Source organism: Anaerolinea thermolimosa (assembly GCF_001050195.2).
In the GTDB taxonomy this organism is placed as follows: domain Bacteria; phylum Chloroflexota; class Anaerolineae; order Anaerolineales; family Anaerolineaceae; genus Anaerolinea; species Anaerolinea thermolimosa.
Genome location: NZ_DF967965.1, coordinates 776397 through 803027 on the forward strand (window position 1 = coordinate 776397; position 26631 = coordinate 803027).

Sequence of the window (26631 nt, forward strand, 5' to 3'; positions counted from 1 at the left end):
CTTAATCCCTTGCAATCGATAAAATAGAGCCTTGCGGACGCAGATAGTGCAGCTGGTGAGCAAAACGTTCAGGCATCAGGCCAAAGACACGGGGGAGGGTATCCAGGTCACAGGTGCGGTCTGCGGCGAGATAATCGAGCCAGAAGGTGCCCATCGGAAAATTGGGATTGAGATGATCTGCCCAGACGGCCAGTAAACGTAAATAACCGGGAGAAACCGGCACCAGCCATCGACGGATCCCTGCGGCTTGAGCGACCAGCCCGGTCACCTGCCGGAAGGTCAGGTACTCCGGTCCACCCAGGGAATAGGTTTGCCCGGCGCAATGGGGGTCTTCCATGGCCAGAATCAGGGCTGTGACCAGGTCCTCAACCCAGATGGGTTGCAGGAAGGTAGCGCCTTCTCCCGGGAGGAGGAAGATTCCGGGGGACATGCGCAGAAGTTGTGCCAGAGCGGTTGTGAACCGGTCTCCCTCGCCGAAAACGACAGCTGAGCGGAAAATAGTACAGGGCACGCCACTTTGCAGGAGGAATCGTTCGGCGATTCCTTTTGCCTTGAGAATCGGGAATGCTGAAGCCCGATCGGCTCCGAGATGGCTGAGGTATAGAAGCCGTTGAACGCGCGCGTCGGCAGCGGCACGGGCGACGACCTGGCTTCCTTCGATATCAACACCCTGGAAATCAGCGCGGGCACCGTCTCTTTCTGCACTTGCGAGATGGAACACAGCTTTTACCCCGCGCATGGCTGCTCTTAATCCCCGCTCATCGGTTAATGCACAAATGACCACCTCTACCGGCACACTCAGCGGAAGCCTGGGGGAACGCTGGGAAGGGCGAATGAGAAGCCGCACCTGATATCCCATCTCCACCAGATGGCGGATCAATGCCTTCCCGATGAAACCTGTACCGCCGGTTACCAGAATCATGCGGTTTCATTATAACAAAGGTGCCTTTGAAAGGGCAATCTGGCACGATCCTTGCTACAGAATTGTAAGGTTTCGCATTCTGGAACCGAACTCCTCACCGGTATAGAAGGAGCATCCCCATGGATCGTCCTGTTTCCCCGAAGAACCGCCTTGGCCTGCATTATCCACCTGATGAACCTACCCGTGTGGCTGACCTGGAATGCTGGAAACCACTTCTGATTCAGACAGGTGCGAGCTGGCTTGTTCTGGAGACTGATGGTTCCCGGGCTATCCCTGAGGTGTTTCTGCGAGGTATTCTGGAAATTGGCGTCAGGCCACTGCTTCATTTCAAGCTTTCTCTCGACCCGGCTCCCAGGCCAGCCGAACTGGAACCCCTCCTTCGGGCTTATGCACGATGGGGAGTGCGGTATGTGGTGTTCTTCGACCGCCCGAATTCGAGCGCAGTGTGGCCTCCGGCGGCCTGGACACAGCACGATCTGGTAGAAAGATTCCTGGATCGCTTTTTACCGCTGGCGGAGGCTGCCTGGCAGGTGGGTATGATCCCAATGCTTCCACCCCTGGAGCCAGGTGGAAGTTACTGGGATACGGCCTTCCTTCGTGCCACACTGCAGGGGGTGTTGCGCCGGAAGCCGGGGTTGGTTCAGAATGGACTTGGTGTGAGCGCCTATGCCTGGTCGTTTGGGCGACCTGTCAGCTGGGGATGGGGGGGCGCAGAACGCTGGCCTGAGGCCCGACCCTATCTTACCCCTCAGGGTAGTCAGGATCAACGCGGGCTGGGGATCTTTGACTGGTACCGGGAAATTTCCAGATCGACCGTGGGGCGTGAACTCCCGCTCTTCCTCTTTGAGGCCGGGTCGCCGGGCGAACAATCGGCCTGTCCTGTAGAACTGGCAGAAAACATCGCCTGTCTCCTTCAGGGAGAACCGGTGGACGAAGCAGAAGCGCCCGAAGGTAAGTTACCACCTTTTCCGGGGTGTATTCTCGGGGGGGCCATTCGAATGGCCGGTAGCCCACGCGATGAATCGGTACAACTCCTGGGGGCTGTACTACAAAAAATCCGTGATCGGGTGGTTACTGGGGGAGCACCGGCTGGCCTGAACGGAGCCCATCCCATCCATCATTACCTGCTGTTACCGGTATACGAGTGGGGTGTTCCCGAATGGCATTTAGACGCGATTAAACCCTTCATCCGCAAGTACCAGCCGACGGTTGGATTCTCGCTCGCCGAAGCAGCCCTGGCTGAATCGGTCACAGTGCTGGCCACTGAAGGAGAAATTCCCGAAAGCGCTCTCGATCATCTCCGTTTTGCTGGCTGTAAAGTGGAGCGCATTGAGGCTCGTGGCACAAGTCTTGCATCCTTACTGGCAGAGAGGTGAGCCAATGACTACCATGATCCCGACCAGACCCGTTCAACACACTCCCCTGACAACGCGCCAGCCCATTTTAAAGATTATCGGGCTGGGTGGCGGCGGTTCGAATGCGGTCAACCGCATGATCGAACTTGATCTCAAAGGTGCCGAGTTTATTGCGGCAAACACCGACATGCAGGCTCTACAGCAAAGCCTGGCGCCGAAAAAAATATGCCTGGGCCCGCGTACCACTCGTGGGCTGGGGGCGGGCGGAAACCCCGCAGTTGGTGAGGCGGCGGCTGAAGAGAGTTTCCCGGCCCTCTGTGAAGCCCTGCGTGGTGCTGATATGGTGTTTCTCACTGCGGGGATGGGTGGCGGCACAGGTACAGGCTCCATTGCTGTGGCGGCCCGGGCGGCGCGCACGGTGGGGGCGGTAACCGTTGCGGTGGTGACGATGCCGTTCTCTTTTGAAATTGGGCGGCGACAACGCAATGCCCGGGAAGGACTGGCAAAACTTCAGCCGCATGCCGACACGTTGATCACCGTGCCCAATGATCAGCTGTTGAAAATTGCACCCCAGAACCTACCCCTGGATCTGGCTTTTCGTATGGCGGATGACGTCCTTCGCCAGGGGGTACAGGGTATCTCTGAGCTGATTACCCAGCCGGGGCTGATCAACGTGGATTTTGCCCACATCCGCCAGGTGATGCAAATGGGCGGCGGGTCCATGCTTTCCATCGGTATTGGGGAAGGGAACAGTAAAGCGCTTAAGGCGGTTGAACACGCATTGAATCATCCGCTGTTGGATTCGATCAGTGTCGATTCAGCCACCGGTATTGTGGCCAATTTTACCGGCGGCTCGGATCTGACCTTCATGGAACTGATGGAAGCTATGACCTATCTTCAGGAGAAAACGCACGGGCGCGCCGACATAATTCCGGGGGTGATTGCCGATGACCGGATGCGGGATCGGGCCCAGGTTATTTTGATTATCACCGGCCTGGGAGCTACCCCGCTGGTTACGTCTCAATCTCCGGCAATGCGGGTCTCAACTCCTGAAGCCAGCCACACTGCATCTTCTGTCCCCCAGGCCGTTTCTGAACATGAGGAAATGGCCGCTGTGGACCTTGACCTGCCTGCATTCATGCGGCGGCGGGTGCGCTAAAAAGGGGGATCCTGTATGGAGCGCTCATCTCTCGTTTCCATTTGCAACCAGGTGTACCGGAAGTTCCCTGAAATGAACGGGGTGCAACCGAAAATTACAACCCGTCCTGACAACCAGTTTCTCCTGGTCTTCAAGACATCGGTAGCGGTTGCCGATGGACGAAGTCTTCCGCGTGCTGTGCGTGTGGTGGCCAGCGCGGAAGGAAAAATCCTCAAGATAACGACCTCTCACTAGGGGAGTGATAGATATGAATCACCGATTATCCTATCGAGCTGAATTGTTTGCCTGTCAGTTTGCCATTCAAACTTTATCGCTTGCTCGCCCGCTACGGATGGCCCTGAAAAAAGGAAGGCTAAAGGACTACCTTCAGGATTTACCTGTCTGGCTTTCTACGCTGGCGGCAAGCGGAATCTGCGGGATGCTGGCCGGTTTCACACTTTACTGCATAGTAGTCTTGATGCGGTAACGGGATATGAAACGTACTATTTTATGGGGATCGGCCGGGTTGAGTTTTCTGGCCTTTGCGTTGATTGGCTTTCTCCTGGCCTATCGGGCTGACTCGTTATCCCGATTACCTCTGGCGCGAAGAATCGCCCTTCAGGAGCGTCAGAACAATCTTCTTCTCGTGCATGTAGATGACCTCAAGTCGCAGCAGCCCGTTTTGCGTTCGGTCTGGGTGATCTTGCGATACCGTTCGGAAAGCCAAACCGCGCTTACTTTTTTACGTTTGTACCCCGATTCTGATGTGCCTCAGCGGGGACAGAAAATAAGTCAGGCTTTTGGCCTTACCAACCGGGGAGAACCTGCGCCGGGTTTTCTCAGAAGACTGGAAGAGCAGGGGGTGAAAACCTCGGCTTTCTTTGTAGTGGATGATGAAGGCATGAGCCAGGTCGGCGCCTGGGTTCAGAGCACCTTTGGAAAAGTGAACACGTCAGAGGATGCGGACATTTTACAATGGGGATGTGCTGTATTGAACTCAGAGCCGAAAATGAGCCTGCCCGACTTTAACTGGCTAACCTTTACCGAGCATTTGCAAACGAACCTTGCATTTGATGATTTGATGGCCGAATGGAGTGGCCTGATTTCTTCTCATTCCCCGCTGCGTTGTGAGCTTGCAAGCCAGTAAAGAGTTTTATGAGTAAAAACGGACGCAACTCTGGATGAGGGGGGCATCCAGAGCTGCGTCGATTGTTATTATATTCCAATTTTCTGGTTTGTGAAGGGTTTTTGGGGGTTCTAATTCAACTCTTAATGAGATAACAATCCTCCATTTTGAAGAGCGAACGTTCTCTGGCGTCATTTGCGTATGGATGGCTCATCTCAGAAGGGATGGGGAGAGTTCGTGGATCGCGTTATCTGCGGAAGACTCCCAGCAGCAGGAGGATACCGGTGGCAATGATGAAAATTGGGAAGAGAAGATTCCAATCCAGCCCGGTAAGGGCGATCACCCCGACTACTCCAAAGGTAAATGTAGTCAGGAGGTTGCTGATGGCGGCCCATTTAAAACCGTTGCCCGATGCCAGCAGCCGAAATGCTGTGAGGATACCTCCGAAAGCCGGGATGAGGATGGCAACGGCCCACCAGTTAGGAAGAATCACAGCAGGGTTGAAAATGCCGAGCTGGTTAAGTAGAAAGCCGACGCCGAGGAACAACGCCCCTAAACCGCTCCATCCAATCCAGGGACGATGAAGGCGAAGGGCCAGAGGACGTTCGCGTTCGGAGCTTCCCGGAAGGGGGAAGCCGTTGAGGATTAATACCATGCCTGGCACGATCACAACCAGAGGCCACCAGATCGCCCAATCCAGGTTGGCAAGGAACATGACTGCGATGGTAAGGAGAAGCAGGCTTCCATTGAGGCTGCCACGCACACTTTCGTTAATGCTTCCGGTGTTTTGGTAGATCAGCCAGCCGGTTGAGAGGGCGCCAAGCGCAGGGATGAGAAGAAATAAAGCCCACCAGTTTCGGAACTCAAAAGCAGTAAAACGCTGTAACAGGAGCAGGAAACCAGCCAGGATCAGTATGAATCCCAAAAAGATGCGGTTTCGGCGACGGCGATTACCTGCATTGGATGGGGGAATGGCGTTGGTCATATACACCTCGAAGTAGAGAACCTGAAGATCTTTTGAATGGATATACGTCTGCTTCTCTTAAAAAGTTGTATCGGTTGGATGCACATCATGTAGAATTGGATAACTCTATTTTGGGGAGTCAGCATGGCTGAAGGCAAAGATGACACGACGATCAAGGCAACCCGTTTGGATGTTTTTGTAGGAGCCCTGTTATTTCTCCTCGCCAGCATTCTGTATCTCCGCACGCTGGCACCCTCGCTGCTCCTGGGAGACAGTGCCGAGTTTCAGGCGCTCTCATACACCCCGGGACTGGCCCATGCTACAAGTTACCCGATTTATCTGCTTCTGGGCAGGCTTTTTGTTTTGTTGCCGTTTGAAAGTGTAGCCTACCGGGTGAATTTGCTTTCGGCCATCATGGCCTCACTGACGCTGGTTTTCATGTTTGCCATTGGGCGAAACCTCGGCGCCGGGAGGCTGGCAAGCCTGGCAGGACCGGTGGCTTTAGGGATCAGCTTTATTTTCTGGTGGCATGCTGTTATTGCAGAGGTTTATACGGCAGGAGCGGCGTTTCTTAGTGCCGTTCTCTGGTTGGTCTTGTTGTGGAAGAATACGGGGAAGGTTCGGTTTCTGTTTCTGGCGGGATTGCTCGGGGGGTTAAGCCTTGGGGTGCATAATACCGTCGTTCTTGTAGCACCCGGAATCTTTCTCTTCTTATTACTCACCCGCTGTGACAGGCGGGGGTGGGTTGGAGCAATCGCCGGAGCGGTGGCAGGGGTGTTGCTCTTTCTGGCGGCTTTTTTTATTCTGGATTCTTACCAAACGCCGGCAACCTTTACCGAAGTGGTGCGCCCCATGAACGATCTATGGGGGTATCGATGGGAAGATTTTAATTCGCCTCTTCGTCGCTTCGAGTATCTTTTCCTGGCCGCCCAGTGGCGCAGACAGATGTTTAGCATGTCTCCACCTGAGGTGGAGGCTCATGTACAGGGATATTTCAGCCGGTTAACCGAGTGGTTCCCATGGCCAGTGGTGATTCTGGCGGTTGCAGGTTGGGCGGCTTTGTTCATCCGATCTCTCTGGGGGAAAAAAGGCGGCTGGCCGGAGGGTCTTCTCCTCGGGGTGGGTTGGCTTGGGATAATCGTATATATCGTTAACTACAATATTGGCGATATTGAGACGTTCTACATCTCCAGCTACGTCCTTCTTTTCAGTCTCACAGGTGTGGGAATTTCCTGGCCGGGCGCTTGGCTGGGAAAGGCCTTAAAAAAGCCACAACTGGGAATGCTCATAACCGGGTTCATGGGGGTGTTTGCGCTGACATTTGCTCTGTTACCGTCCATCCATCGGATAACGACGGCCTGGGAAGAAAAACGTATCAGCTTTTTGCTGGGGAGTGGGCAGGAATGGTATCCGTACCCGATTCAGTACCCGCAATCGCCGTTATGGACGGCGGAAAACATCGTGAACCATTTAGAGCCCAATGCCATCCTCTTTACAAGCTGGGACAAGCTGTACGGCGTGTGGTACGCGGCCAGTGTAAACCATAACCGCAGTGATTTGCGTATTCATGAGATGTATCCCTTTGGGAGCGATGGCAGGCTCTCTCCGCAGACTCTGGAATATCTCCGAAAGAATTTGGGTAAGCACCCCATCTACTTTACTCAAAATGACCCGGTTCTGGAGAGTCTGGGTCATCTGCAAATGGTAGATGGAGATATTCCCCTGTTTCTTTTGAAGCCATGAGCTTTTCTGTGGTGCGGTTGGTTTAATTGCCCGGAATGGGTCTGGCACGAAGCGCTTGACGGAGGTTCGAAGACTGCTGGATACTGAGGAAAGCAGTAACCCCGTACCCCAGCGCATAAAGGAGCAGGAAGGGCACAATTTGCGGAGCGCGATGGAGTGCGATAGAGGCTGTTCCTAACCCATAAAGGCAGAAGAACATCTCCCAGTAGGTCGCCTGGTCGAGGGGGAGGGCATAATCGGCGTGCTTCGCATTGGCGGCGGCGAATTTGGGAGTTCGAACAAATGGACTCTGCCGCCCGGTGAAGGCTTCCCAGGCTGCACGGGTAAGGGTCACGGACAGCCCTATGCTAATCAGGGAAAGCAACGGGTAATAGAGTACAAAGTTTTTCCAGTCGCGTCTCAGCGAGACCTGGGAATAGAAAATGGCGATGGGCGGGATGAAGGCGACCACGCTGAGGAAAGCCAGGTTGATAGGTAAATTGCCATGGAGGAAGATCACCGGCAGGGATAGCAGGAAGGAGAGCAACATCAAGGGGCTGGCCAGGTACATACTCAAATGAACAAGGCCACCCAATTTGTGTAGGGGTGGTCGGCGTGAGGTGATGATTTTCCAGTCCAGCTTAATCAGGGTCTGAAGGATGCCCTTGGCCCAACGGAATTGCTGTTGCTTGAACGCCAGAATGGTGGCGGGTAATTCGCCCGGTGCGGTGACATCGGGTCGGTACACGATCTTCCAGCCCTGAAGCTGTGCTCGGTAGGACAGATCGGTGTCTTCAACGAGCGTGTCACTTTGCCACCCACCAGCCTCTTCAATACACTGCCGGCGCAAAATACACCCGGAACCATTGCTATTCATTAACATTCCACTGCGGCTGCGGGCAATCTGATCTATGGCGAAATGCAGGTCTAATCCTAAAGCAATGATGTGAGTGATGGCATTCTGATCACGGTTCAGGTGTTCCCAGCGGGCCTGAACAATGCCCACACGGGGGTCTCTTAAAAATTCAGGCACCAGGCGTTTGAGAAAATCAGACGGGGGGATGAAATCGGCATCAAAGATTGCCACCAGATCGCCGGAAGCATGGCGTAACCCTTCGGCCAGTGCCCCGGCTTTAAAGCCAGTTCGGTTGTCGCGGTGAAGGTATTGAATGTTGATTCCGCGCTCGCGGTGAACATTGACCATCGTCTCAGCAATCAGGCTGGTCTGGTCGGTTGAATCGTCCAGCACCTGAATGGTCAGACGGTCGCGGGGGTAATCAAGCGCGACGGCAGCATTGATGAGCCGTTCGACCACAAAACGCTCGTTGTAAACAGGCAGTTGAACCAGCACCGATGGGTACTCGGTGAGGTCGGTGGAGGTGGGGATTTGCGGCGGTCTTCGATGGAAGATCGCCAGGATCAAGAGGATCAAAATGTTCAGGCTGAACAGCGCCAGAACAATATTGAGCACTGCATAGACCCAGGCCAGTTTATGAAAGATGGATAACCATGCCATAATGTCAAAACTCCTGCTGCCGAATTATACTTCAACAGGGTAGGGTTTTAACTGGTTGGTAGATTCCACTAGCATTTGTATGTTACTCCACTTTAATATGAAATGTATTAAAAGGACTCTGGCGGAAATGCATACGAAAAGGCGGGCAGGGAATAGAGGATTCCATGGTGAATCAGATATCTGCCGGGAAACCCGGGAAGCCGGGCAGGCGAAATGAGGTACACTTGGATTAATTCCAGATAAGGAGGTGCTGAAATGTCGATTGATGAAACCCGGGCAAGAATTAAGGCGAGCCTGTGGCAGGCTATCGCTCAAAGTGGGGTCAATTTATCCTCGCTGGGTGAAGAAGATCAAAATCGGCTGGTGGAGACGATCACCGATAAGATGCTTCTGGTCATCAATGATTTTCTCGACGATGCTGGGGCCGCTTTACCTTCTCAGGTGGATTTAGGAGAAGAAGAGAAGATTTTGTGGGAGGGACGTCCGTTTCTATCTCTGGTTGAACGTTATGTGTTAACCAGTGAGCGCATTAAAGTCACCACCGGATTGCTGGGCAGAGCGATTGAAAATTACGAGTTGATCCGCGTTCAGGATATGGATGTGCAACAGAATGCAGGAGAGCGGTTGCTGGGAATTGGCGATGTGCACATTCGGGGCGCCGACCCCTCGAACCCTGAGCTGGTATTGCGCAATATTCGCGATCCTCAGGAGGTATACGAAATATTGCGGCGGGCGTGGCTGGAAGCGCGGCGAAAATATGGCCTGATTTTCCGGGAGGAGATGTAATTTCTCTTGAGGATAGCGGCATGAAATGCTTTGACCCACTTTACAACACGATGCCCAAGGTTGAGTTGCACTGCCACCTGGAGGGCTCCATTCGAACGAATACACTCTTTGAGATAGCCAGAGATGCCGGGTTACCTTTGCCTGCTGAAGATGCAGACCATCTGGAGCCTTTTGTGAGGGTGTATGAGCAGATGGATGATCTACAGTCGGTATTGAATGCTTTTGCCCTGGCACAAAACAGCTTCACGTCGCCAGCTGTGGTGGAACGAATCGCGTATGAGCTGTTTGAAGATGCGGCACGGCAGAACATCCGCCTTTTTGAGGTTCGTTTTTCTCCTGACTGGGTGTTTAGCCGTCACCAGGTAGACTGGGATGCTGCGCTGGAGGGAATCTTGCGTGCCAGAGAACGGGCTGAGGCGCAGTTGGGAATGGCAATCGGGTTGATCGTAATCACTTCCCGCAGTCTGGGAGTTGAATCCTGTAAAAGAACGGTGGACTGGGCCATCCGACATAAAGATGTACTCTGTGGTGTTGACCTGGCTGATGGAGAACGTGAGCATCCCATCCGTGAGTTTTCCCGAGAGATGTTGCGCGCCAGGGACGCAGGCCTGAAAATTACGGTGCATAGCGGAGAAGATACCCCGGCATCTTTTGTGATGGATACGATCCGGGCGGTGAATCCAGAGCGAATTGGGCATGGTATTCACATTATTGAGGATGATGCCGCGGTCGAAATGGTGAAAGAACGGGGTATCACGCTGGAGGTGAACCCCTGGAGCAATTACCTGACGCGTTCTGTGAAGAGCATTGAAGAACATCCACTCAAGCAGTTGTTTGATCGGGGGATCAAAGTCACGATCAATTCAGATGATCCGGAATTATTGAATACCAATTTAAATAATGAGTATCGTATTGCGCATGAGGTGCTGGGGATGAGCCTGGAAGAGATTGCGGCCTGCAACCGTTTTGCTCTGGAGGCGTCTTTCTTGCCTGACGAGACGAAACGGATGATGATGGAGCAATGGTTTTCTTGAAATCGAGAAGTATTTTACTTGCCTGAAGGTGGAATAATGGCTTTAAGGGTTACTGGTTAGTTTTCACGATTGAAAAACAACCCGGTTAAGAGAGGCTGGCCAGACTTCTTCGGGCCAGCCTTTGTATTCCGGCAGATTGGGGCGTTTTTAGCCCATTTTTCTGGATTGTTAATGGCTATTTTATTCCTTCTCTTCCACGGAATCGGTAGACTCCCTCTGGCTTGAAAGTACATTTTTTACCTTGGGAGAAAAGAATGAAATTCAAAACCAGGCTTATCCTCTTTGTGATCATTCTATTAACGGTAACGGTAGGATTAACAGCTTCATGGCTAACGGTGAATTCACAAAATGCTTTCTACGACCAGATGAAAGAGAATGGGAGGGTTATTGCTTCTAATCTTGCTTCGGCTTCACGCTATGCGGCCAGTATTCCCAAAAAAGTAGACCATCTGGTTGGTCAACAGATGGTAGCGCAGGCTCAAATAGCGGCTCAATTAATCAAACTGGCCCAGGAGCTTCAGTACACACCCGCTCAGACCAATAAAATTCTCCAGGAAATTACTGCAAAGTCTGATCTTGAAGAGTTTTGGATCACGGATGAACAAGGCGTGGTGGTTTTCAGTAATTTTGATGTGCCCTTTAAGTTTTCGCCGGATCCCAAAGAACAACCGCAGGCGTATGTGTTTTACCAGCTCCTCAAAGAGGAAAACGGAGTGGTCATTCAGGATGCTATGCTGCGTGAGTTGGACGGCAAACCCTATAAATATGTGGGTGTTTCGGGGGTGGATCAGCCCCGGATTGTGCAGGTGGGGTACGAGGCCGCCTATTTTGAAGAGCTTGACCGCGACCGGAACCTCAAACAACTCATGGATGAGATGGTGAAGAATGAACACGAGGTCATGGCAATTGTTGTAAAAAGTTCAAACGCCGATACCCCGATTTTTGCCTCCGGTGGAGAGATAAACCTCGAAGATGCCACTGACCAGACATGGCAAAGCGAGGTGGAGGAGGCTTTGCAAAGTGGGAAAGAGCAATTTTACAAAGGGAAGGGGTATTTGAGGGTTACGGCTCCCACCCGTCTTTCAGGTGAAAATGTTGACGGGGTAATTTCGGTATACCTTTCTACAGCCCGTGTCGAAGGGGCAGCGAAACAGATGATTGGGTCGGCCGTGGTGGTTTCGGGGGTAGTACTGGTCGTCGGGGCAGTGCTGGCTTTCCTGATCGCCCAATCGATGACCAAACCTTTGCAGTGGGTTACCCGAGCGGCGGAAGATCTGGCCAGTGGAGACCCTCAGCTTTCCAGTGTGGATTCACGAGCCTTGGCTGAAATTATCAGGCGGAGCGATGAATTGGGTCTGGTTGGCAGGGCATTTCAAGAGCTGGTGGAATATTTCAATGAGGTGGTTGCCGCTGCCGGCCGGATTGCAGGTGGGGATCTGCGGGTGGCATTTTCTGTGCGAGGAGAGAAAGATCAATTAGGAAAGGCCTTCCAGCAAATGATTACCCACCTGAGGGCAGCGGTTGAAAGTGTGGCAGTGAATTCCCGTCAGGTGAATGAGGCTTCGAATCAACTCGCTGTTGCCGCCGATCAGGCGCGTGAAGCCACAAACCAGATCGCAGTGGTTATTTCGCAGGTGGCTCGGGGAACTGCTGAGCAGACCGAGTCTGTAACCCGTACGGCCTTTTCCGTCGATCAGATGGCAAAAGCCATCGATGGTATTGCCCGGGGGGCTCAGGAACAGAATATGGCAGTCAATCGAGTTTCTGAGATTGGTGCGTTGATCAACCAGACGATCGAACAGGTATCCGGAAACGCGGAGGCGGTGGCCCGTAACTCAGCTGAGGCTTCCCTTTCAGCCCGGGAAGGAGCCACAACGGTTAACCAGACGATTGAAGGAATGCGGGCGATACAATCCAAGGTGGGGCAATCGGCGGAAAAAGTCAAAGAAATGGGAAAACGTTCCGAGCAAATCGGGGTGATTGTTGAAACCATTGCAGACATCGCTTCGCAGACCAATTTGCTGGCATTAAATGCGGCTATTGAAGCGGCCCGGGCAGGTGAACAGGGGAAGGGATTCGCGGTGGTTGCGGATGAGGTGCGTAAACTCGCTGAGCGTTCTGCCACTGCAACCCGCGAGATTGGAGAACTGGTAAGGGGAATTCAGGTTGCAGCCAGTGAAGCGGTCAATTCGATGGATGAAGGTGCCCATGAGGTAGAAAGTGGCGTGAGCCGCGCCAATGAGGCGGGGCTGGCACTGGAAAATATACTCAACAAATCAGAAGAAGTTTACCGTCAGGCAACCCTGGCTTCGAACGCAGTAGAAGAAATGAAACAGGCCATTCGTGATCTGGTCAGTGCGACCGAAACGGTTGCGGCAGTTGTGGAGGAAAACACGGCTGCGACGGAAGAAGTATCTGCTGGAACGGGTGAAATTACCCGCTCTATGGAGAGTATTGCCAGTATCAGTGAGGAAAACAGCGCTGCCGTTCAGGAAGTGAGCGCGTCTACCGAGGAGATGAACGCTCAAATTGAAGAAGTAACCAACTCCGCTAAGAACCTTTCGCAAATGGCCGATGAGTTACAAAAAGTGGTAGCCAGATTTACCATCGAGTAAAACAGGCCACCCGAAAGAACGCTACGGGAGAGAACAGGGCGTGATCAATTTGCTCTGTTCTCTCCCGTGATTCATGCAAGAGAGGTTTGCCACTGGCAGGGACAGGAAATAAAAAAGACCCCTTGTGTGCTGAGACACTGCACATAAAGGGCCTCTGTGTCGGGGCGAAAGGATTTGAACCTTCGACCTCTTGCACCCCATGCATCAACCGGGACAAACGAACCTCCGGCTTCTTGCTATCGGTTTTCAGGTATGCAAGATACCTGTGGTAGGCGCATAAAATCAGGAAAGCAAGAGTACTACGCTTATTATAGAAAGCCGCAAGCAGAAGTCAAGAATTTTTAAGGTTGCCATGAAAAAGCGTCAGGATTGGGTGGAGGGGTGCTCCCTTGACTGGCTGAACAAGTAAAATGCCGTTGCCCCCAGCGGATACCGGCGGTGGTAATCCTCAGGACTTTCTACCATCAGGTCACCTATTGGCGGCCCGAAGAGGGCTTTCGCGAGGTGGTAAAACTCATCATTTGCTTCCTTGCTCTGCCATGCTTTTGTGGCTAAAAGTAAATGCCAATAGGTTTTATCGGGGGTATCAAAGTAGGTATTTGCCAAAATCCAGGCTAAAGCCAACGGTATATCTGGCGCGACTTTGTGTACCCAAACCAGCCGCGCGGCTAATACCTTGCTAATGATGGGTCTGGAAAAACCGTTTTGTACAGCCCATTCAACGGAGCGCTTCCAGTGCGCCAGGATAATTCGGGCGTCCTCTGGTGGGGTTTCTTCTGGCGACCATTCATCAGTGGTTTCTTCCTTACTGAATTTGGCAAACCAATGCTCAACGGTGCGCCTGGTGGGTAAGTCGAAATCCGCAAGGCGGGTATCTCTTTCCATCTGCCGGACAGTTTCGGCGGCGGAATAACCAAGTCTGTACTTCTCACGGGCGTAGTCGTGTACTTTGGTGTCGTAGTTTTTTGGCATAGTAACCCTCGTTTATTTTCGCTTTATTCGCGTATTTTCGCTTTTATTTTCGCTAATATTTCTGAATACTTCGTATCATCTAGGATGATACCACAAAAAGCGGAGATAATATGTTACGTTCCCACAAACGATTTGTTACCCAATCCAAGCCTGTGGCGTTTCGACTGCGCCAGTTGGATATCGAAGCTCTACACGGGCTAGCCGCGCATTACAGAATTGGACGCTCGGAGGTGATTCGTCTGCTGCTGACCAGCGAGTGGGCAAAAATTCAAACAATGGGGGGAAACCATGACCGGAATACAAGACAATAGAAAGCCCGCCGCTGGCACGGCGGGGCAAGGCAACGGCGCAAGGCAAAGCGTCCGTCAGACCTATTATAGCTCCGACGGGAAGCTTGTTGCAAGTCTTTGCGGGACGGTTTTACGAAAACGGGTGCGGGCGTCCGTCCATCAGTTACGCCAGCCGCCGGCCTGGGCGGTGGATGCGGACATACTCCGCAAGGCAATGGCGGACGGGGCGCAAGTGGTTGAAATTGAAGATACCGAAACTGGACGGGTTTTTGTTACGGGCATTCGGGCATTTGAACTTTGCGGTTTTTGCTTCAATCGTGGTTTTGGCGAGCAGGTTGCTTTGCCCTTGAAGTTTTGGCGGGTCGAAGTTGTGGATGCCCGGCAGCCTTCGTTATTCGAGGTGTGAAATGGCCGACCTGGAAGATTTGCTAAAACAAGCCACTGCCGCAGCGCAATCTCCGGCCCGGCCTGAACCGACAGGCGGGGAATATGCTATCGCCGTTGCGGTTGCTGATGAACTGCGAGGCCGACTTCGGTACGCAGAGCATACCCGCAGCTGGATGATGTATTCTAACGGTATTTGGCAGCCTGTCAGCGTCAACCAGGCGGCTGAATTGGTGGTCGTGGCGGCGGAAGAGCACTACTTACGGGAAATCGCCGCAACGACCGATAAAAGCGAAAAGCAGCGATTGACGAAACTGCTTGAAGCGTCCTATCGGGCGAGGACAATTACCGGCGTTCTGTTCTTCCTTGCCGGGCAGCCGGGCATTGCCACAGGTGCGGATGAGTGGGACAGGAACGGTATGCTACTACCGGTGGCTAATGGAGTAGTTGACCTGGCGGATGGCAGCCTAAAACCGCATGACCCGGACTATCTCTTTACGAAACAAGCCGGCATAACTTACGACCCGCAGGCAAGCGCGCCGCGCTGGGTGCAATTCCTTGACGAGGTATTTTCAGGCGACCAAGACCTAATCGCCTTCATTCAGCGGGCGGTGGGCTACTCGTTGACGGCGCTGACCCGTGAACAATGTTTCTTCTTCTTGCACGGGACAGGGCGCAACGGAAAAAGCCGCTTTATTGAAACCGTCCTTTCCTTGCTGGGCGGTTTTGGCAAGTATACGGCGTTCAGTACCTTCACCCGCGAGCGAGGCAAAAACGGGCATGAAGACGACCTGATGAACCTTGAAGGGGCGCGGCTGGTGGCTTCATCCGAAAGTAAAACGATAGGGAAACTAGCAGAAGATGTTTTGAAAACGCTGGCGGGGGAAGACCCGATAACCGGTAGCCGCAAGCATGAAAAGACCCGAACCTATCGGCCACAATTCAAAATCTGGCTGGCGGCGAATAACAGGCCCAAAGTGGATGATGTAACTGACGGGTTTTGGCGCAAGGTCATTCTGATACCGTTCGAGGCAAAGTTTGAAGGCGCAGCGGAAGATAAGCGGCTGGGTGAGAAGTTGCGTTCTGAACTGCCAGGTATTCTCGCCTGGGCAGTAAAAGGCTGCCTGGCCTACCAGCGGGAAGGATTGAACCCGCCGCAACGGTGCATTGACGCAGCGGCGGCCTGGCGGACGGACAATGACCCACTGGCTGACTTTCTGGTGACCTGCAAAGTGGGGGCCGGCCTGGAAGTCAAGGCAAGTGCGCTGTATCAGGAATACATGCAGTTTTGCGCCACAAGTGGGATGAAGCCTATCTCTTTGACGGCGTTTAGTCCACTGATTGAAGCGCACGGCTTCAAGCGGGAAGTGCGGCGCAATGGCAAGTTTTTTGTAGGAATTGGCTTATGACGGGTTTTGTGACGGGTTGTGACGACTTAAGGGGGGGTTTTAGGTTTTTCCCTATTAACTGCGAATTAATAGAAAAAAACCTAAAAGTGGCCCTAACCCGTAACAACCCGTCACACCTTGCGGAAAGTGAGAAAAAAAAATGGAGCGTATCAGTGAAACAATCAGGCGGACGACCGACCTTCTCTCCCTTGTGGAGCGGGACACTCGCTTGGAGCGGGTTGGAACGGGCTGGTGGGCCGGCCCGTGTCCGTTCTGCGGCGGAACTGACCGCTTTGTCATCAAGCGAACCGCTGACGGCTGGAGATGGCTTTGCCGCCATTGCACGGACGGCAAATACGGGGACGCTATCGATTACGCCCGGCGGCGCAATCGGGTGGACTTCAAAGAGGCCATTCGCGAACTGGGCGGCGAGGTATCCTCACCCTTGCGGCATGAACGGGAGCAGCCAGAGCCGCAGCCAGAGCCGCAGCCACAGCCTGAGCCGCAGACGATTGAACGGATGACCCGTTTGGCTTACCAGGCCGCAAACGAACTGGACGGTAATTCGCCGCTGGCGGCAGAGGTGCGGTCCTACCTTGACCGGAGGGGTATCATCGAGCCGACCCGTCAAAGGGCGATGCTGGGGGCGCGGATGGTTTACGACCCGAAATTGAAGCGGGAGCGGCCAGCGGTGAGCATTCCTTACTTCAATTCCAGGTTGGACGTCCGGGGAATCAAATACCGGTTTTGTGACGACCTGCCGGGTGGTTTGAGATATGCGATGGAGCGGGGAAGTCAGAGCGGGTTTTACTGCCTACCGGAGTGCCTGGGTGGCTTCGACCGGTTGATGATTGTAGAAGGTGAATTGAACCTGCTATCGCTGGCGCAGGTGCTGCCGGAGCTCGACCTGATTAGCACGGGCAGCCAGAGCCTAAGCGAGGCAATGAAGCAAACCCTTTCGCGCCTTGCGGCCCGATACCGCCGGATTTTGTGCTGGTTTGACGACCGCGAACGTGCGGCGGAAGTGGCCCGACTTGTGCGGGGCGTGCCGGTGCAATCGCCACAGGTGGACGGCGAAAAGTGGGACGCGAACAAGCTGCTTCAGGCTGACCTGTTACACAGCTTCGTCACCCGACTAACCGGTGTTCGGTGCTTCGGATGGACGCTGGAAGGCTGGAGGAATCATCATGAATAGCACCTGGAAAGCAACGGAAAGAGCAATCGCCCGAAGGCTGGGCGGGAAGCGTGTACCGATAACGGGCCGTGCGCGTGGTTCAGCGCCGGACGTTGCCCACACATGGCTTAGCATTGAGGTCAAGCACAGGAAGCGCCTGCCGCGATGGCTGGCGGATGCCATCGACCAGGCTGTGGCTGCGGCGGTTGAGGGGCAATTGCCGATTGTCATTCTTCATGAGAGTGGACAACGGCACGATAATGATTTGGTGTTGACGCGGCTGAGTGATTTCGAAAGCTGGTTTGGCTCGATTGGAGGTGACGATGAGGACTGAAACCGATTTCGTCTTTCGCCTGGCTGAGGTGCGCGACCCGTTCGCTGTGGAAGACCCTTTCTTGCTGGCATTCATGGCCTTGCCGCCAAAGCAGCGCCGGTGGGTGGCACGTCAAACGATTTTGTTGTGCGCCGCTGTTGATGGGCTCGACACGCTGGGGGCGCTGGAATTGTTGGCGCGGATTGCGCCGTTTGCGGAGGCGAACCGCCATTGAGGGCTGGCGACTGATAGCGGTCATAAAACCGCCTCAAAATAGAACACTTGCTCTATAATTCGAATAGAAAGGACTATATGGTATGTTTACGCAAAAAATGTCGAACGATGATGCTCTCCGGTATGCGAAGGCGTATTTTCCAAAAAGCCTGGTAGCCGAACTTGAGCGCCTCACCTACCAGACCGAACCGGAACGGGCGCATGAGGCGCTTGCTCGATTTTCGGCGGCGATTGTGAAAGCGCGGCGAGAAATCGCAAACGGGGGTTTTCAACCGGAGGTCAAGGTTGCCATGTTTGAAATGTTGCGCCAGGAGGCGGAAAATGGGCTAAATGCCATTCGGGCGAACTTGACCAAAAAGCTGGCAAGGGAGAAAGCCGACATTGCTGACCGGCTGCGGGAGTTTGAAGATGAAGCGGCTGGCGACAATTTTCAGACTTACCTTTCAATGCGCTGGCCGTTGCTGCAACGGGCGTTGGATGCCGGGCGTTCTGTGGCTGAGGTTTTGGCCGCTTCGGGTGACCGGCGGGATGCTTACGTCTTGCGGCGAAATTTGCCGCTGCTGCTGTCAGAACGGTACACTGGCAGAGATTTTGAAATTGCCTTGCAGGGCGCGCTGGCCGAAATCGAACTCTGGGAACGCGGAAAAATGTCCGAGCAAGAATTGAAACTCCGTGACCGCCTGGGCCGCCACAATTCGGGTGCTTATCGGGTGGAGGTTTCGCTTTCTCAGGCTGAAACGGCCCTTGCTTCTGACCCACAAAGTGGATTGCCATTCACTGGATTTGACGGTGAAGTAGTCTGGCTTCACCCTGACGGGCGGGTGAACGAAACTCCGCCACAGGGATTAGGACAATGAACTATACTGCTTTGCCACTGGCTGACCTGATAGCCGGCCTGCCGCCGGAAGTGCGGCGCGACTTCGACAGGGCCCGCTTCCGGCTGGCGCTGGAAGGCGCAACGGATGAGGAAATCACGGCGGCGCTGGTGACGTTTGGCTATCTGGTGCAATTGCTTACCGGCAAAATTCCCTTTGACTGCTGGAAATTGCGTTCATATCTGAACATGGGTGAAAATGACCGCAAACGACCTAACCGCAAGGCAAAAGCGCTTTATTCAGGCCCTGCTGACCAGTAAGAGCGCACGGGAAGCAGCGCGCCAGGCCGGGGTGGGTGAGAAGACCGCCTACCGCTGGTTGCGCCTGCCACAGGTGCAATCTGCCCTTGCGGAAGCGGAAGCCCTGATGATGGGTGAAGTCATGCGGCGACTGCTGGGTATGCAGGGGGCGGCGGCGGATGCACTCGACGAGATTGTCTCCGACCGCCGCCTTCCTGCCGCACGGCTTCAGGCGGCTAAAATGATTTTAGACAACCTCCTGCGTCTGCGAAGTGCGGTTGAGCTGGAAACGCGCCTGGCGGAGCTGGAGCGGAAGCTGGAGCAGGTATCCAGCCAGGGTGAGCCGCCGCACGGCGATTGAACCGAAATCGGTGCAGAATGCCCTTCCAGGCGCACGTAGAGCCGCGATTTCAGGATGGGGTGATAAATGACCTGTGGCGGCTAATCGGCGGTTTTATAGGGGCTTTCGGCGGTAACCGCAGAATTGCCAAACTCTCCGCCATGTTTCCAAATGTGAATCGTCAGCCGACCTACACATTCGGTGAAGTCCGCGATGGTATCGTAAAGAGTTGTGCTGCCCTTAGCCGACTCATAGAGGACATAGTAAATCCAGGCGAAATCTTCAAAGAACTCTTTGAGTGAAACAGGTACTTGCCTGGCAATCAGGCTTTGGGCCTCTTCCAGTAACACCTCGACAAATTCGGGCTGGACGCCCAGGAACTCAGGCGTCAGGCTGGCCGTAACCATCTCGAAGCGGTCTGGCTTGTGTGTGGTGTCCGGGGTGGGTTGGGTTTTGCCGTTGGATTTAGACATGGGAAACCTCCTTTTGGGTGAAAAAAATGGATTCTGGTTTTTTCATTGACGTAATTTGTCAACAGGGCTGATTTGCGCGTGAAAAATATATTCTCATCCTTTCTTCCACAGGTTATCTACCGGGCTGGCCTTACGGTGGGCGGCCCGGGTGTCAGTATCGGCAAGAGCCAGATAGTGCTCTACCATTTTCAAGGTGGAATGGCCGAGAATGCGCTGAAGCGTGAATACATCGCCGCCGTTACGCAGATACTGAATGGCGAAGGTGTGCCGGAAGCGGTGGGGATGGACGTTCTGAACGCCGGCGCGGTCACCCAATCGCACTAACAGATGACGCAGCGAAACGCGGTCAAACGGTCTGCCTTCGCGGGTGAAGAACAATGCGCCGTCGTTTTCGTTGCGCCTGGCCAGATAAAGCCACAGCGCTTTTTGGGTGGCGTTGCCAATCGGAATAACGCGGGGGCGCGATTTTACGCCGGAAAGGTGAGGTCTTACGGTGATTGTGCCATTATTAAGGTCGATGTCTTTCACGGTCAGCCGGCACAATTCAGAGGCGCGGATGCCTGTATCCAGCAGAAGCATGATAATAGCGCGGTCTCTGTGCGCTGTTGCACGCGGCATGGTGAAGGACTTGCGCTTTCCCTGAGATGGGGTGGTGCGTTCAACGGCTTTGAGCAGAGCCTTTACTTCATCTTCCGAAAGCGGCAGTATCTCACGGTAGGCAAAGCGCGGTTTGGTGAGGGCTTTATCCGGTCTGTCGGATAATCCTTCGGAGGACGTCCATTTGAAAAGCGCACGGATGGCTTTCCAGACATGAAACACAGAAGTTGGGGAAAGGCGCGGGTTTTCCTGAACGGCGGCCAGAAAACGCCGCAGGTCATCGGTGGTGACCTGTTGAAGCGGCATATCGGAAAAGCGGATGAGCATGTCCAATGCCCATTGATACTGGTTGAGGGTTTGCGGACTGTATCCATCCGCCCGGCGAGCCATGAGGAAGCCATGAACGGCCTGTGAAAGCAAGAGGCCTGAGGTAGTCATGGATAATCTCCAGTTGCCTACCACAGGCCTCATTGTCCTGATGATTCAGGAGAGCAAGTTATCTTAGGTCGGGGCGAAAGGATTTGAACCTTCGACCTCTTGCACCCCATGCAAGCGCGCTAGCCGGGCTGCGCCACGCCCCGAACATCGATGGCTATTATACTCATGATCGCAAGAAATCGCAACCTTTTTGGGTCGGTTTATTTCGATCTTCCTGCCTGGAAGAAACCGGCGTAAGCTTTATCCTCACCAAGGATATGGTTCACCAGCCATTCTTTAAGAAAGTGAATCATCTGCACGCTCAGGCCGATTGTCCCGTCCTGGTACTGACGTTGAAATTCAAGTACTTGTCGCGTCAGGCTTTCATGAGAGGCCTGATGCCGAGCGTACCCGGGGTACTGGTATTGCACCATCCATTCTTCCTCGCTTGCAAAGTGGACGCGGGTATACTGGATCAGTTTTTCCAGAATGCTCCCGAGTTCTTGTTGTCCTTTCCCTTCACGCATGGATTCGTGGAGCTCGTTGATTAAATCCACCAGGACGTGATGTTGACGGTCAAAGCGATCCATTCCTACTGAAAAGCGATCTTCCCATTGAAGCAGGCTCATGCGTAAACTCCAAGTCAGTGTTAAAAATTTCACCCACTGTACCGTAGAGGATGAGCGTTTGCCATAAAAAAAGGGTAAAAGGTCAGGGGACGATCCCCATCGCGTAGAAGGTGGGAACGAAAAGAACGCGGGTGCCTTTCTTCCAGGCCTGGCGGTCTAGCTCTTCCAAAAAATTAAGGTGCTGACCATTGACCCGATGCTGTAAATCGGAGCGAAGAACGCACCACTCGAGGTCAAGTTCCTCCCTGGCAGGGGAATCCTGCCACTGCCCCCCGATGACCCCGCTTTGAATGGCTTGTAGTCCCGCCTCGGAAAACAGGGCGCGGAGTTTTCTACCCATTAATGGGTCGGCTCCCTGTTCCTGTAACGCCCGGGCCTGCCATTGACCCAGTTCGGCCAGAGCGTCGGGGTAATCGATGCGCCCGCCATAATCGGGCTCGGCCAGTGCAAGGAGGATTCCGCCGGGAGCGGTTACCCGTTTCATTTCCATTAGGGCGGCGGGTGCATCTACCCACATCAAGAAAAAGTGGCAAAGGGTAACATCGAAGATGCCCGTGTCGAAGGGTAGAGCGTTTGCGTCTGCCGTAACAAGATGTGCCTGCGGAGAAAACCGGGAAGCAAAGCGGGCTTTGGTTACCTCGATGTCAACGCCCACAAGCCGGGTGGGTTTCGCATAGGCGAGAAGGTCTTGAAGAATGACCCCTGTACCACAGCCCACTTCTAATACTGAGCGGGCCTCAGCCAGGTTGCATAGGTTGTACAGGTAGTTTCTCAGAGATTGTGTCCAGCCGGCCTGTTGGGTGTATCGCCGGTGCCAGTCTGGAAGAGAGATCATTCCTCCCTCTGCCGAACGTTTTTCCAGATCATTTCCCAGGAGTCGCGCAGGAGGTTGCCGAGCACCCCGGGTACCCCCTGACTCAACAATACATCTCCATCTGGTTCCACATAGATCCAGGCTTTTCCTGCACCATGAGGGATTTCGCCATTGGTCTGAGCGAGCTCCAGCGAAACAGGATTGAATCGCGAATAGGGGACGGGTAAATCCCAAACCAGGGTTAGGCCTCGTTCTGCAATGATCTGCCTTGCCGTGGGGAGCAAATCCAGCAGTTCTCTTGAACCTGCGCTGAGCGAAACTTTTTGAACCCCCATCGAGGCCAGCCGGTCTACGATGGATGCAAACCGAGGCTCATCCCGCGAGGTAAGGGTCAGGTGGACTGCAATGGCAAGGTCTTCAGCCAGGCAGTCGCGCAGGGCTTCCCATGAGGCTTCATCCACAGGATCAAGAATAAGCATCATGTGGTCCAGGCCGGCCTGCAGCATTCGATGGAGGTAGTCGCGTTCGGCAAAGCGCAGGCCATTGGTGATGACTCCGGTGACCATGCCAAGCTTACTTGCAAAACCAACCAGATCGGGTAAATCGGGGCGCAGGGTTGGCTCTCCGCCTGTGAAAACCACGTGAGGAATTCCGGCATCCCAGGCCTTTTGCAGAATGACTTGCCAGTCTGAGTGGGGAAGTTCGTCTTTGACTCGATCTACCGGTACATATTGCTGGTAACCAGAGTCGGGGAGGCGATAGGTGAGGGCACAATCCAGGCGGTATGGGGCGGAGATGGCGCCTGAGTAGGGTTCCTCACGGTCGAAGTCCAGATAGGTTACCGGATCGAGATCGGGCACTTCGATCAGGGCCCGCAGGCGTTCAACCAGATTCTGGTAATCAGCCAGAGCCCGGGTTTCTTGAATGTTATACCGTCTGGCGACCTGTGCGGCGACCTGTTCAGGCGGAGTGTTGTAAATGAGATGGTAGATATACTCTGCGGCGGTTTGATTGAGATGGATGACCGTACTCCCATTGAGGATGAGTACGCCCCAGCCATCGGGCTCGATGCGAAGGTGCAGCCGGTAAGGAAACTCAGCATCAGGGGGGGCGGTGTAGGTATATACCCCGGAAGGAAGGGGCCGGTGAGGCGGGAAAAAGCGTTCGACAAGGGTGCGAAAGGCGTTCATAGAACCTCGCAGATCAGCTGAATCTCAAAGAGGCTGGTTGTGAAACAGGGATGGACGAACGAGAAAGAGGACATCCACCCCCACACATCTCAAGAATACTGCATTCCTGGCAGGCAGCCGGGAGATTACGCCGTTCTCTCAGGCTGACCGCAAGCGGGTGATTCCAGATGCCCTCCCAGGGATCGTTGGGAAGATACCCCAGAGGCTGATAATAAGACTGGCAGGGCAGAACTGCGCCATCGGGTTCGATGCACATTGCATAAAGAGCAGCCGTGCATCCTTTCACCCCCAGATCGAGCAAAACTGGATCGAATTCACAATACCGGGTGGGGGTATACCAGATGAGGCGCTGACCGGTTTGGGCCACCCTTGCTCTGGCGGTTTGAAGCAGTGCGGGAAGGCTGGCTTCCGAAAGGCCGGTACCCACAGCGGCTCCCTTTCCAGAGTAAATCAGGGCATTTAACCCGATGGTAGGAACCCCCAGTTCGGCCAGGAAGGAGAGCGTTTGATTCAGGGTAGGACTGTTGTGGGTAAGCAGGGTGGTGTTGGTCATGACATAAAGCGGAGAGGCCAGTGCGTTGCGAATTCCCTGAACCGTCTCCTCCCAGGCTCCACGGGCGCAGACCATGGCGTCATGGATCTGTGGGTCGTGGCTTTCCAGGGTGATCTGGATGTGGTCAAGTCCGGCTTGAACCAGGGCGTGAACAAAGGCAGGGTCTTTCAATCGGCGTCCATTGGTGTTGACGCCGGTGATTTGCCCATTTTGTTCGGCATGGGCAATGAGTTCAGGCAGGTCGGCGCGTAGAGTTGGTTCACCCCCGGTAAAAACGATGTGGGGAATGCCGATCTGCCAGAGGAGATCCAGAATGCGCTTCCATTCTGTGGTGCTCAATTCAGGGAATTGGCGGGGCCGGGCATTGTAGCAGTGAGCACATTCATTATTGCAACGGTAAGTCAATGCCAGGTCCATACGGTAGGGCGCGAAAGGCGCGGACTGGAAGGGCATGGTGGTTTCCAGATCGAGTTCACAGAGGGGGCAATGCTCGCCTGGTTCTGTGAGGAGATCGATCCGGGTGGAGATCTGGGTGTAATCTTCCGTCAGAGTCTGGCGCGGCGCATGATACCAGTTCTGTAAGGTTTTCAATGCCTGCTGAAGGGGAACTTTTTTCAGCGCCAGGTACGCCATACGAGCGGCTGTAGGGTTGAGCTGGTAGGCGCGGCTGGCGTTCACCAGGAGCAAACCACGCCCATCAGGTTCAATACGTAAATGGATGCGAGCCTTGCCGGCAGGTGTATCCCTTTTGAAGTGATACACCCCACTGGCTGGCGGTAATATGGCCGGATGAGGAGAAAGCCAGCGCGTTAAGCGGGAGGAGATATGAGACAGTTTTCCTATCATGCTGGTTTATCGGCCACCACCGGCGCACGCGCAGGCACAGCCTGCACAGGCACAGGCGCAGGCACAGGAACGCCCACCCCCACCACCTCCGCCTTTCCAGGTGGAAGAAGTAGTTTGAGGAACAGGGTTGGTCTTATTGGTGATATTTCCTGTGAAACTGGTGAGGTCTCCAATGACCCCTGCAGAGAAGCTCTGCACGCCGCCGACGATCGAGGCGGCAAAATCTGCTCCGGGGAGGGTAGGCATCGAGGAAGACGCGGGTGCCTGTCCGACCTGGGCGGGCGCACGGCTTACAGGGGAACTTCCGGTGGAACGACCGAAACCCGGATCGTACCTTCCCCACCACATGGGGACGACGACAGGCCCACGGCTGAGCACTTCGCGTGAGCGATCGTCGAAACGGCGGTCGAGCATCGTCCAGTCCATATTTTCGTCAAAACGCTGCATGCGTACTTCGGGCGTGTCGGCGGCCTCTACCTGTTCCCAGGCTTTTTGCATGATGTCTTTATAATAGTCAACGGTTTCCTTCCGGCTGAAGCCACGCATTTTTTCAGAAACCGAGCGTACTAAAGCGATCATCATGTCCTGTAATTTCTGACGTCTTTCCCGCGGAGATTCCTCAGCCATGGCGGTGAGGAAGTCCTTTTCGTAAGATCTTAACTCGACTTCCGCAGGGAGTTCGTGGATTTGCAATTTCAGAGGGTCACGGCTGATGACCGTGGCGGCTCCCTTCTTGATCACTGAAAAGAGAATCATGCTGAGGATTTTATCCATCGGCTGTTCCATTAAGATGGCAGCCTCGACAGCGGTTAGGCCTCGCTTAATTCCGTTGCCTTCGAGAGATATTTTTGGTGGAAGGTACTGGAGCTTTCGCTTGCGGTTGGAGACAACGGAGGCCCAGATGACTAACCCCATAAAGCCGAAGAAACCAAGGCAGAACAGAGCTGGACACAGGCTATCCCAGACATCCTTCGTCACGATTGGTTCGGTCACCAGTGCGGCTGCGGGTACGGCACGTTGTGGGAAGGCGGCTCCAAAGATGTACTGCGTCTCGGTGTCCGCGTTATTGGCCTGCCAGCGGTAGAAGATCCGTCCTTCCTGGGTGAAACCCGAGGTGGGTTCTTCAGTACCCGGCCAGGATTGGGGAGTGAACCAGCGAGGTTCATCAGCGTTTAAACCAGGAGGCAGAATAAGAGAGACGGTTACGTCTGTTTTTCCGTGCACGAACTCACTTCCAAAGGAGTTTGGGGAAAACTGGAAGCTTGCGTACGGTTCGGGAGCGTTTTCTACTTTGTTGGTTTTATAGAGCATCTTCTGGATACCTGAGATGGTTATCCTGAAAGTGCCCTGGCCACCCGGTGGAATGGCACGTGAGCCCAACCCAATCGCAACGCCGGGTTTAACATAGGGGGATTCCTCGATGCTGGATACCGGTTGCCCATTGATATCAGCGGTGACATTGTTGAGGCTGTAACTGTAGGTCGGAAGGCCGATATCGATGTAATCAATTGGCGCCCCTGATGGATCATTCACAAACACATACAGGTAAGAGACCGTTGCCGATCCATCGGCTTCAATGAGGAGGGTGACTTCTTCACGCTCGACCTGAAAGCTCAGGTTCTGAGCCGAAGCTGGAGTGGTGACAGAAAACAGGATGAGTAAGGTGGCTAAAAAAAGCCAGATGCGTTTTAACAACATTTTCCCTCCCGGTGTTTTTATCCCGTG

At 54.1% G+C, this 26631-nt stretch carries 29 protein-coding genes and 1 tRNA gene; 18 read left to right on the forward strand and 12 right to left on the reverse strand.

What is annotated here, in order from left to right; genetic code table 11:
* Position 1: 1 nt before the first annotated feature.
* Positions 2-922: an NAD-dependent epimerase/dehydratase family protein gene (locus ATHL_RS03600; protein ID WP_062189887.1), complete on the reverse strand. Its 921-nt coding sequence runs from the start codon at positions 920-922 to the stop codon at positions 2-4.
* A 119-nt stretch (positions 923-1041) separates the two neighbouring features.
* Here ATHL_RS03600 and ATHL_RS03605 point away from each other — a divergent pair, with 119 nt between their 5' ends.
* The 5 genes from ATHL_RS03605 to ATHL_RS03625 are packed head-to-tail and all read left to right on the forward strand — an operon-like array spanning position 1042 to position 4562.
* On the forward strand, positions 1042-2298 hold the full coding sequence (locus ATHL_RS03605) for a hypothetical protein (protein ID WP_062189890.1): 1257 nt from the start codon (positions 1042-1044) through the stop codon (positions 2296-2298).
* Between the two features lie 4 nt (positions 2299-2302).
* The gene (gene ftsZ / locus ATHL_RS03610) at positions 2303-3436 is read left to right on the forward strand and encodes a cell division protein FtsZ (protein ID WP_062189892.1); all 1134 of its coding nucleotides are present in this window, start codon (positions 2303-2305) and stop codon (positions 3434-3436) included.
* Positions 3437-3451: 15 nt separating this feature from the next.
* The gene (locus tag ATHL_RS03615; protein ID WP_062189894.1) at positions 3452-3670 is read left to right on the forward strand and encodes a hypothetical protein; all 219 of its coding nucleotides are present in this window, start codon (positions 3452-3454) and stop codon (positions 3668-3670) included.
* Positions 3671-3683: 13 nt separating this feature from the next.
* Positions 3684-3902, forward strand: a complete 219-nt coding sequence (locus ATHL_RS03620; RefSeq protein WP_062189896.1) for a hypothetical protein — start codon at positions 3684-3686, stop codon at positions 3900-3902.
* A 6-nt stretch (positions 3903-3908) separates the two neighbouring features.
* A complete protein-coding gene (locus ATHL_RS03625; protein ID WP_062189898.1) occupies positions 3909-4562 on the forward strand; it encodes a hypothetical protein in 654 nt (217 codons plus the stop codon).
* A gap of 226 nt (positions 4563-4788) precedes the next feature.
* On the opposite strand, the gene ATHL_RS03630 is transcribed toward ATHL_RS03625, so the two are convergent.
* Positions 4789-5526, reverse strand: a complete 738-nt coding sequence (locus tag ATHL_RS03630; RefSeq protein WP_062189900.1) for a hypothetical protein — start codon at positions 5524-5526, stop codon at positions 4789-4791.
* A 123-nt stretch (positions 5527-5649) separates the two neighbouring features.
* On the opposite strand from ATHL_RS03630, the gene ATHL_RS03635 reads away from it, so the two are divergent.
* Positions 5650-7248, forward strand: a complete 1599-nt coding sequence (locus ATHL_RS03635) for a protein O-mannosyl-transferase family (RefSeq protein WP_062189902.1) — start codon at positions 5650-5652, stop codon at positions 7246-7248.
* A gap of 22 nt (positions 7249-7270) precedes the next feature.
* On the opposite strand, the gene ATHL_RS03640 is transcribed toward ATHL_RS03635, so the two are convergent.
* Positions 7271-8743, reverse strand: a complete 1473-nt coding sequence (locus ATHL_RS03640) for a glycosyltransferase (protein ID WP_062189904.1) — start codon at positions 8741-8743, stop codon at positions 7271-7273.
* Between the two features lie 255 nt (positions 8744-8998).
* On the opposite strand from ATHL_RS03640, the gene ATHL_RS03645 reads away from it, so the two are divergent.
* From ATHL_RS03645 to ATHL_RS03655, 3 genes are all read left to right on the forward strand, one after another.
* Complete coding sequence (locus ATHL_RS03645) at positions 8999-9529, forward strand: PH domain-containing protein (RefSeq protein WP_062189906.1); 531 nt, start codon at positions 8999-9001, stop codon at positions 9527-9529.
* A 20-nt stretch (positions 9530-9549) separates the two neighbouring features.
* On the forward strand, positions 9550-10563 hold the full coding sequence (gene add / locus ATHL_RS03650; protein ID WP_062189908.1) for an adenosine deaminase: 1014 nt from the start codon (positions 9550-9552) through the stop codon (positions 10561-10563).
* 254 nt (positions 10564-10817) lie between these two features.
* Positions 10818-13178, forward strand: coding sequence for a methyl-accepting chemotaxis protein (locus ATHL_RS03655; protein ID WP_062189910.1), 2361 nt, complete (start codon positions 10818-10820; stop codon positions 13176-13178).
* Between the two features lie 363 nt (positions 13179-13541).
* On the opposite strand, the gene ATHL_RS03660 is transcribed toward ATHL_RS03655, so the two are convergent.
* Positions 13542-14150, reverse strand: a complete 609-nt coding sequence (locus tag ATHL_RS03660) for a helix-turn-helix domain-containing protein (protein ID WP_062189912.1) — start codon at positions 14148-14150, stop codon at positions 13542-13544.
* A gap of 110 nt (positions 14151-14260) precedes the next feature.
* Between ATHL_RS03660 and ATHL_RS18745 the strand changes: the two genes are divergently transcribed.
* The 9 genes from ATHL_RS18745 to ATHL_RS03700 all read left to right on the forward strand — a co-directional run bounded on the left by ATHL_RS18745 (position 14261) and on the right by ATHL_RS03700 (position 19408).
* Positions 14261-14461 (forward strand): hypothetical protein, encoded by a 201-nt coding sequence (locus ATHL_RS18745; RefSeq protein WP_162787564.1) that lies wholly within the window; start codon positions 14261-14263, stop codon positions 14459-14461.
* Positions 14439-14846, forward strand: a complete 408-nt coding sequence (locus tag ATHL_RS03665) for a hypothetical protein (protein ID WP_062189914.1) — start codon at positions 14439-14441, stop codon at positions 14844-14846. The genes ATHL_RS18745 and ATHL_RS03665 overlap by 23 nt, the downstream gene beginning before the upstream one ends.
* A 1-nt stretch (position 14847) precedes the next feature.
* Positions 14848-16233: a DNA primase family protein gene (locus ATHL_RS03670; protein ID WP_062189916.1), complete on the forward strand. Its 1386-nt coding sequence runs from the start codon at positions 14848-14850 to the stop codon at positions 16231-16233.
* A 139-nt stretch (positions 16234-16372) separates the two neighbouring features.
* Positions 16373-17407: a CHC2 zinc finger domain-containing protein gene (locus tag ATHL_RS03675; RefSeq protein ID WP_062189918.1), complete on the forward strand. Its 1035-nt coding sequence runs from the start codon at positions 16373-16375 to the stop codon at positions 17405-17407.
* Positions 17400-17720 (forward strand): hypothetical protein, encoded by a 321-nt coding sequence (locus ATHL_RS03680; protein ID WP_062189920.1) that lies wholly within the window; start codon positions 17400-17402, stop codon positions 17718-17720. Before ATHL_RS03675 ends, ATHL_RS03680 begins: the two co-directional genes overlap by 8 nt.
* Positions 17710-17934 carry a hypothetical protein gene (locus tag ATHL_RS03685; RefSeq protein WP_062189922.1) on the forward strand — a complete coding sequence of 75 codons (225 nt, stop codon included), beginning with the start codon at positions 17710-17712 and terminating at the stop codon, positions 17932-17934. The genes ATHL_RS03680 and ATHL_RS03685 overlap by 11 nt, the downstream gene beginning before the upstream one ends.
* Before the next feature lie 82 nt (positions 17935-18016).
* The gene (locus tag ATHL_RS03690) at positions 18017-18790 is read left to right on the forward strand and encodes a hypothetical protein (protein ID WP_062189924.1); all 774 of its coding nucleotides are present in this window, start codon (positions 18017-18019) and stop codon (positions 18788-18790) included.
* Positions 18787-19068 (forward strand): hypothetical protein, encoded by a 282-nt coding sequence (locus ATHL_RS03695; RefSeq protein ID WP_062189926.1) that lies wholly within the window; start codon positions 18787-18789, stop codon positions 19066-19068. The genes ATHL_RS03690 and ATHL_RS03695 overlap by 4 nt, the downstream gene beginning before the upstream one ends.
* Complete coding sequence (locus ATHL_RS03700) at positions 19007-19408, forward strand: terminase small subunit (protein WP_084001149.1); 402 nt, start codon at positions 19007-19009, stop codon at positions 19406-19408. Before ATHL_RS03695 ends, ATHL_RS03700 begins: the two co-directional genes overlap by 62 nt.
* Before the next feature lie 80 nt (positions 19409-19488).
* Here the strand turns inward: ATHL_RS03700 and ATHL_RS03705 are convergent, their stop codons facing one another.
* The 8 genes from ATHL_RS03705 to ATHL_RS03740 all read right to left on the reverse strand — a co-directional run bounded on the left by ATHL_RS03705 (position 19489) and on the right by ATHL_RS03740 (position 26604).
* The gene (locus tag ATHL_RS03705; protein WP_062189930.1) at positions 19489-19860 is read right to left on the reverse strand and encodes a hypothetical protein; all 372 of its coding nucleotides are present in this window, start codon (positions 19858-19860) and stop codon (positions 19489-19491) included.
* A gap of 93 nt (positions 19861-19953) precedes the next feature.
* A complete protein-coding gene (locus tag ATHL_RS03710; protein WP_062189932.1) occupies positions 19954-20895 on the reverse strand; it encodes a tyrosine-type recombinase/integrase in 942 nt (313 codons plus the stop codon).
* A gap of 68 nt (positions 20896-20963) precedes the next feature.
* Positions 20964-21038: transfer RNA gene (locus ATHL_RS03715), tRNA-Pro, on the reverse strand.
* Positions 21039-21095: 57 nt separating this feature from the next.
* Complete coding sequence (locus ATHL_RS03720; RefSeq protein ID WP_062189935.1) at positions 21096-21503, reverse strand: bacteriohemerythrin; 408 nt, start codon at positions 21501-21503, stop codon at positions 21096-21098.
* Between the two features lie 82 nt (positions 21504-21585).
* Complete coding sequence (locus ATHL_RS03725; protein ID WP_062189937.1) at positions 21586-22338, reverse strand: class I SAM-dependent methyltransferase; 753 nt, start codon at positions 22336-22338, stop codon at positions 21586-21588.
* Positions 22335-23507, reverse strand: coding sequence for a radical SAM protein (locus ATHL_RS03730; protein ID WP_062189938.1), 1173 nt, complete (start codon positions 23505-23507; stop codon positions 22335-22337). Before ATHL_RS03730 ends, ATHL_RS03725 begins: the two co-directional genes overlap by 4 nt.
* Positions 23508-23520: 13 nt before the next feature.
* Positions 23521-24906, reverse strand: a complete 1386-nt coding sequence (locus tag ATHL_RS03735; protein WP_062189940.1) for a radical SAM/SPASM domain-containing protein — start codon at positions 24904-24906, stop codon at positions 23521-23523.
* A gap of 6 nt (positions 24907-24912) precedes the next feature.
* Positions 24913-26604: a hypothetical protein gene (locus tag ATHL_RS03740; protein WP_062189943.1), complete on the reverse strand. Its 1692-nt coding sequence runs from the start codon at positions 26602-26604 to the stop codon at positions 24913-24915.
* Positions 26605-26631 lie beyond the last annotated feature (27 nt).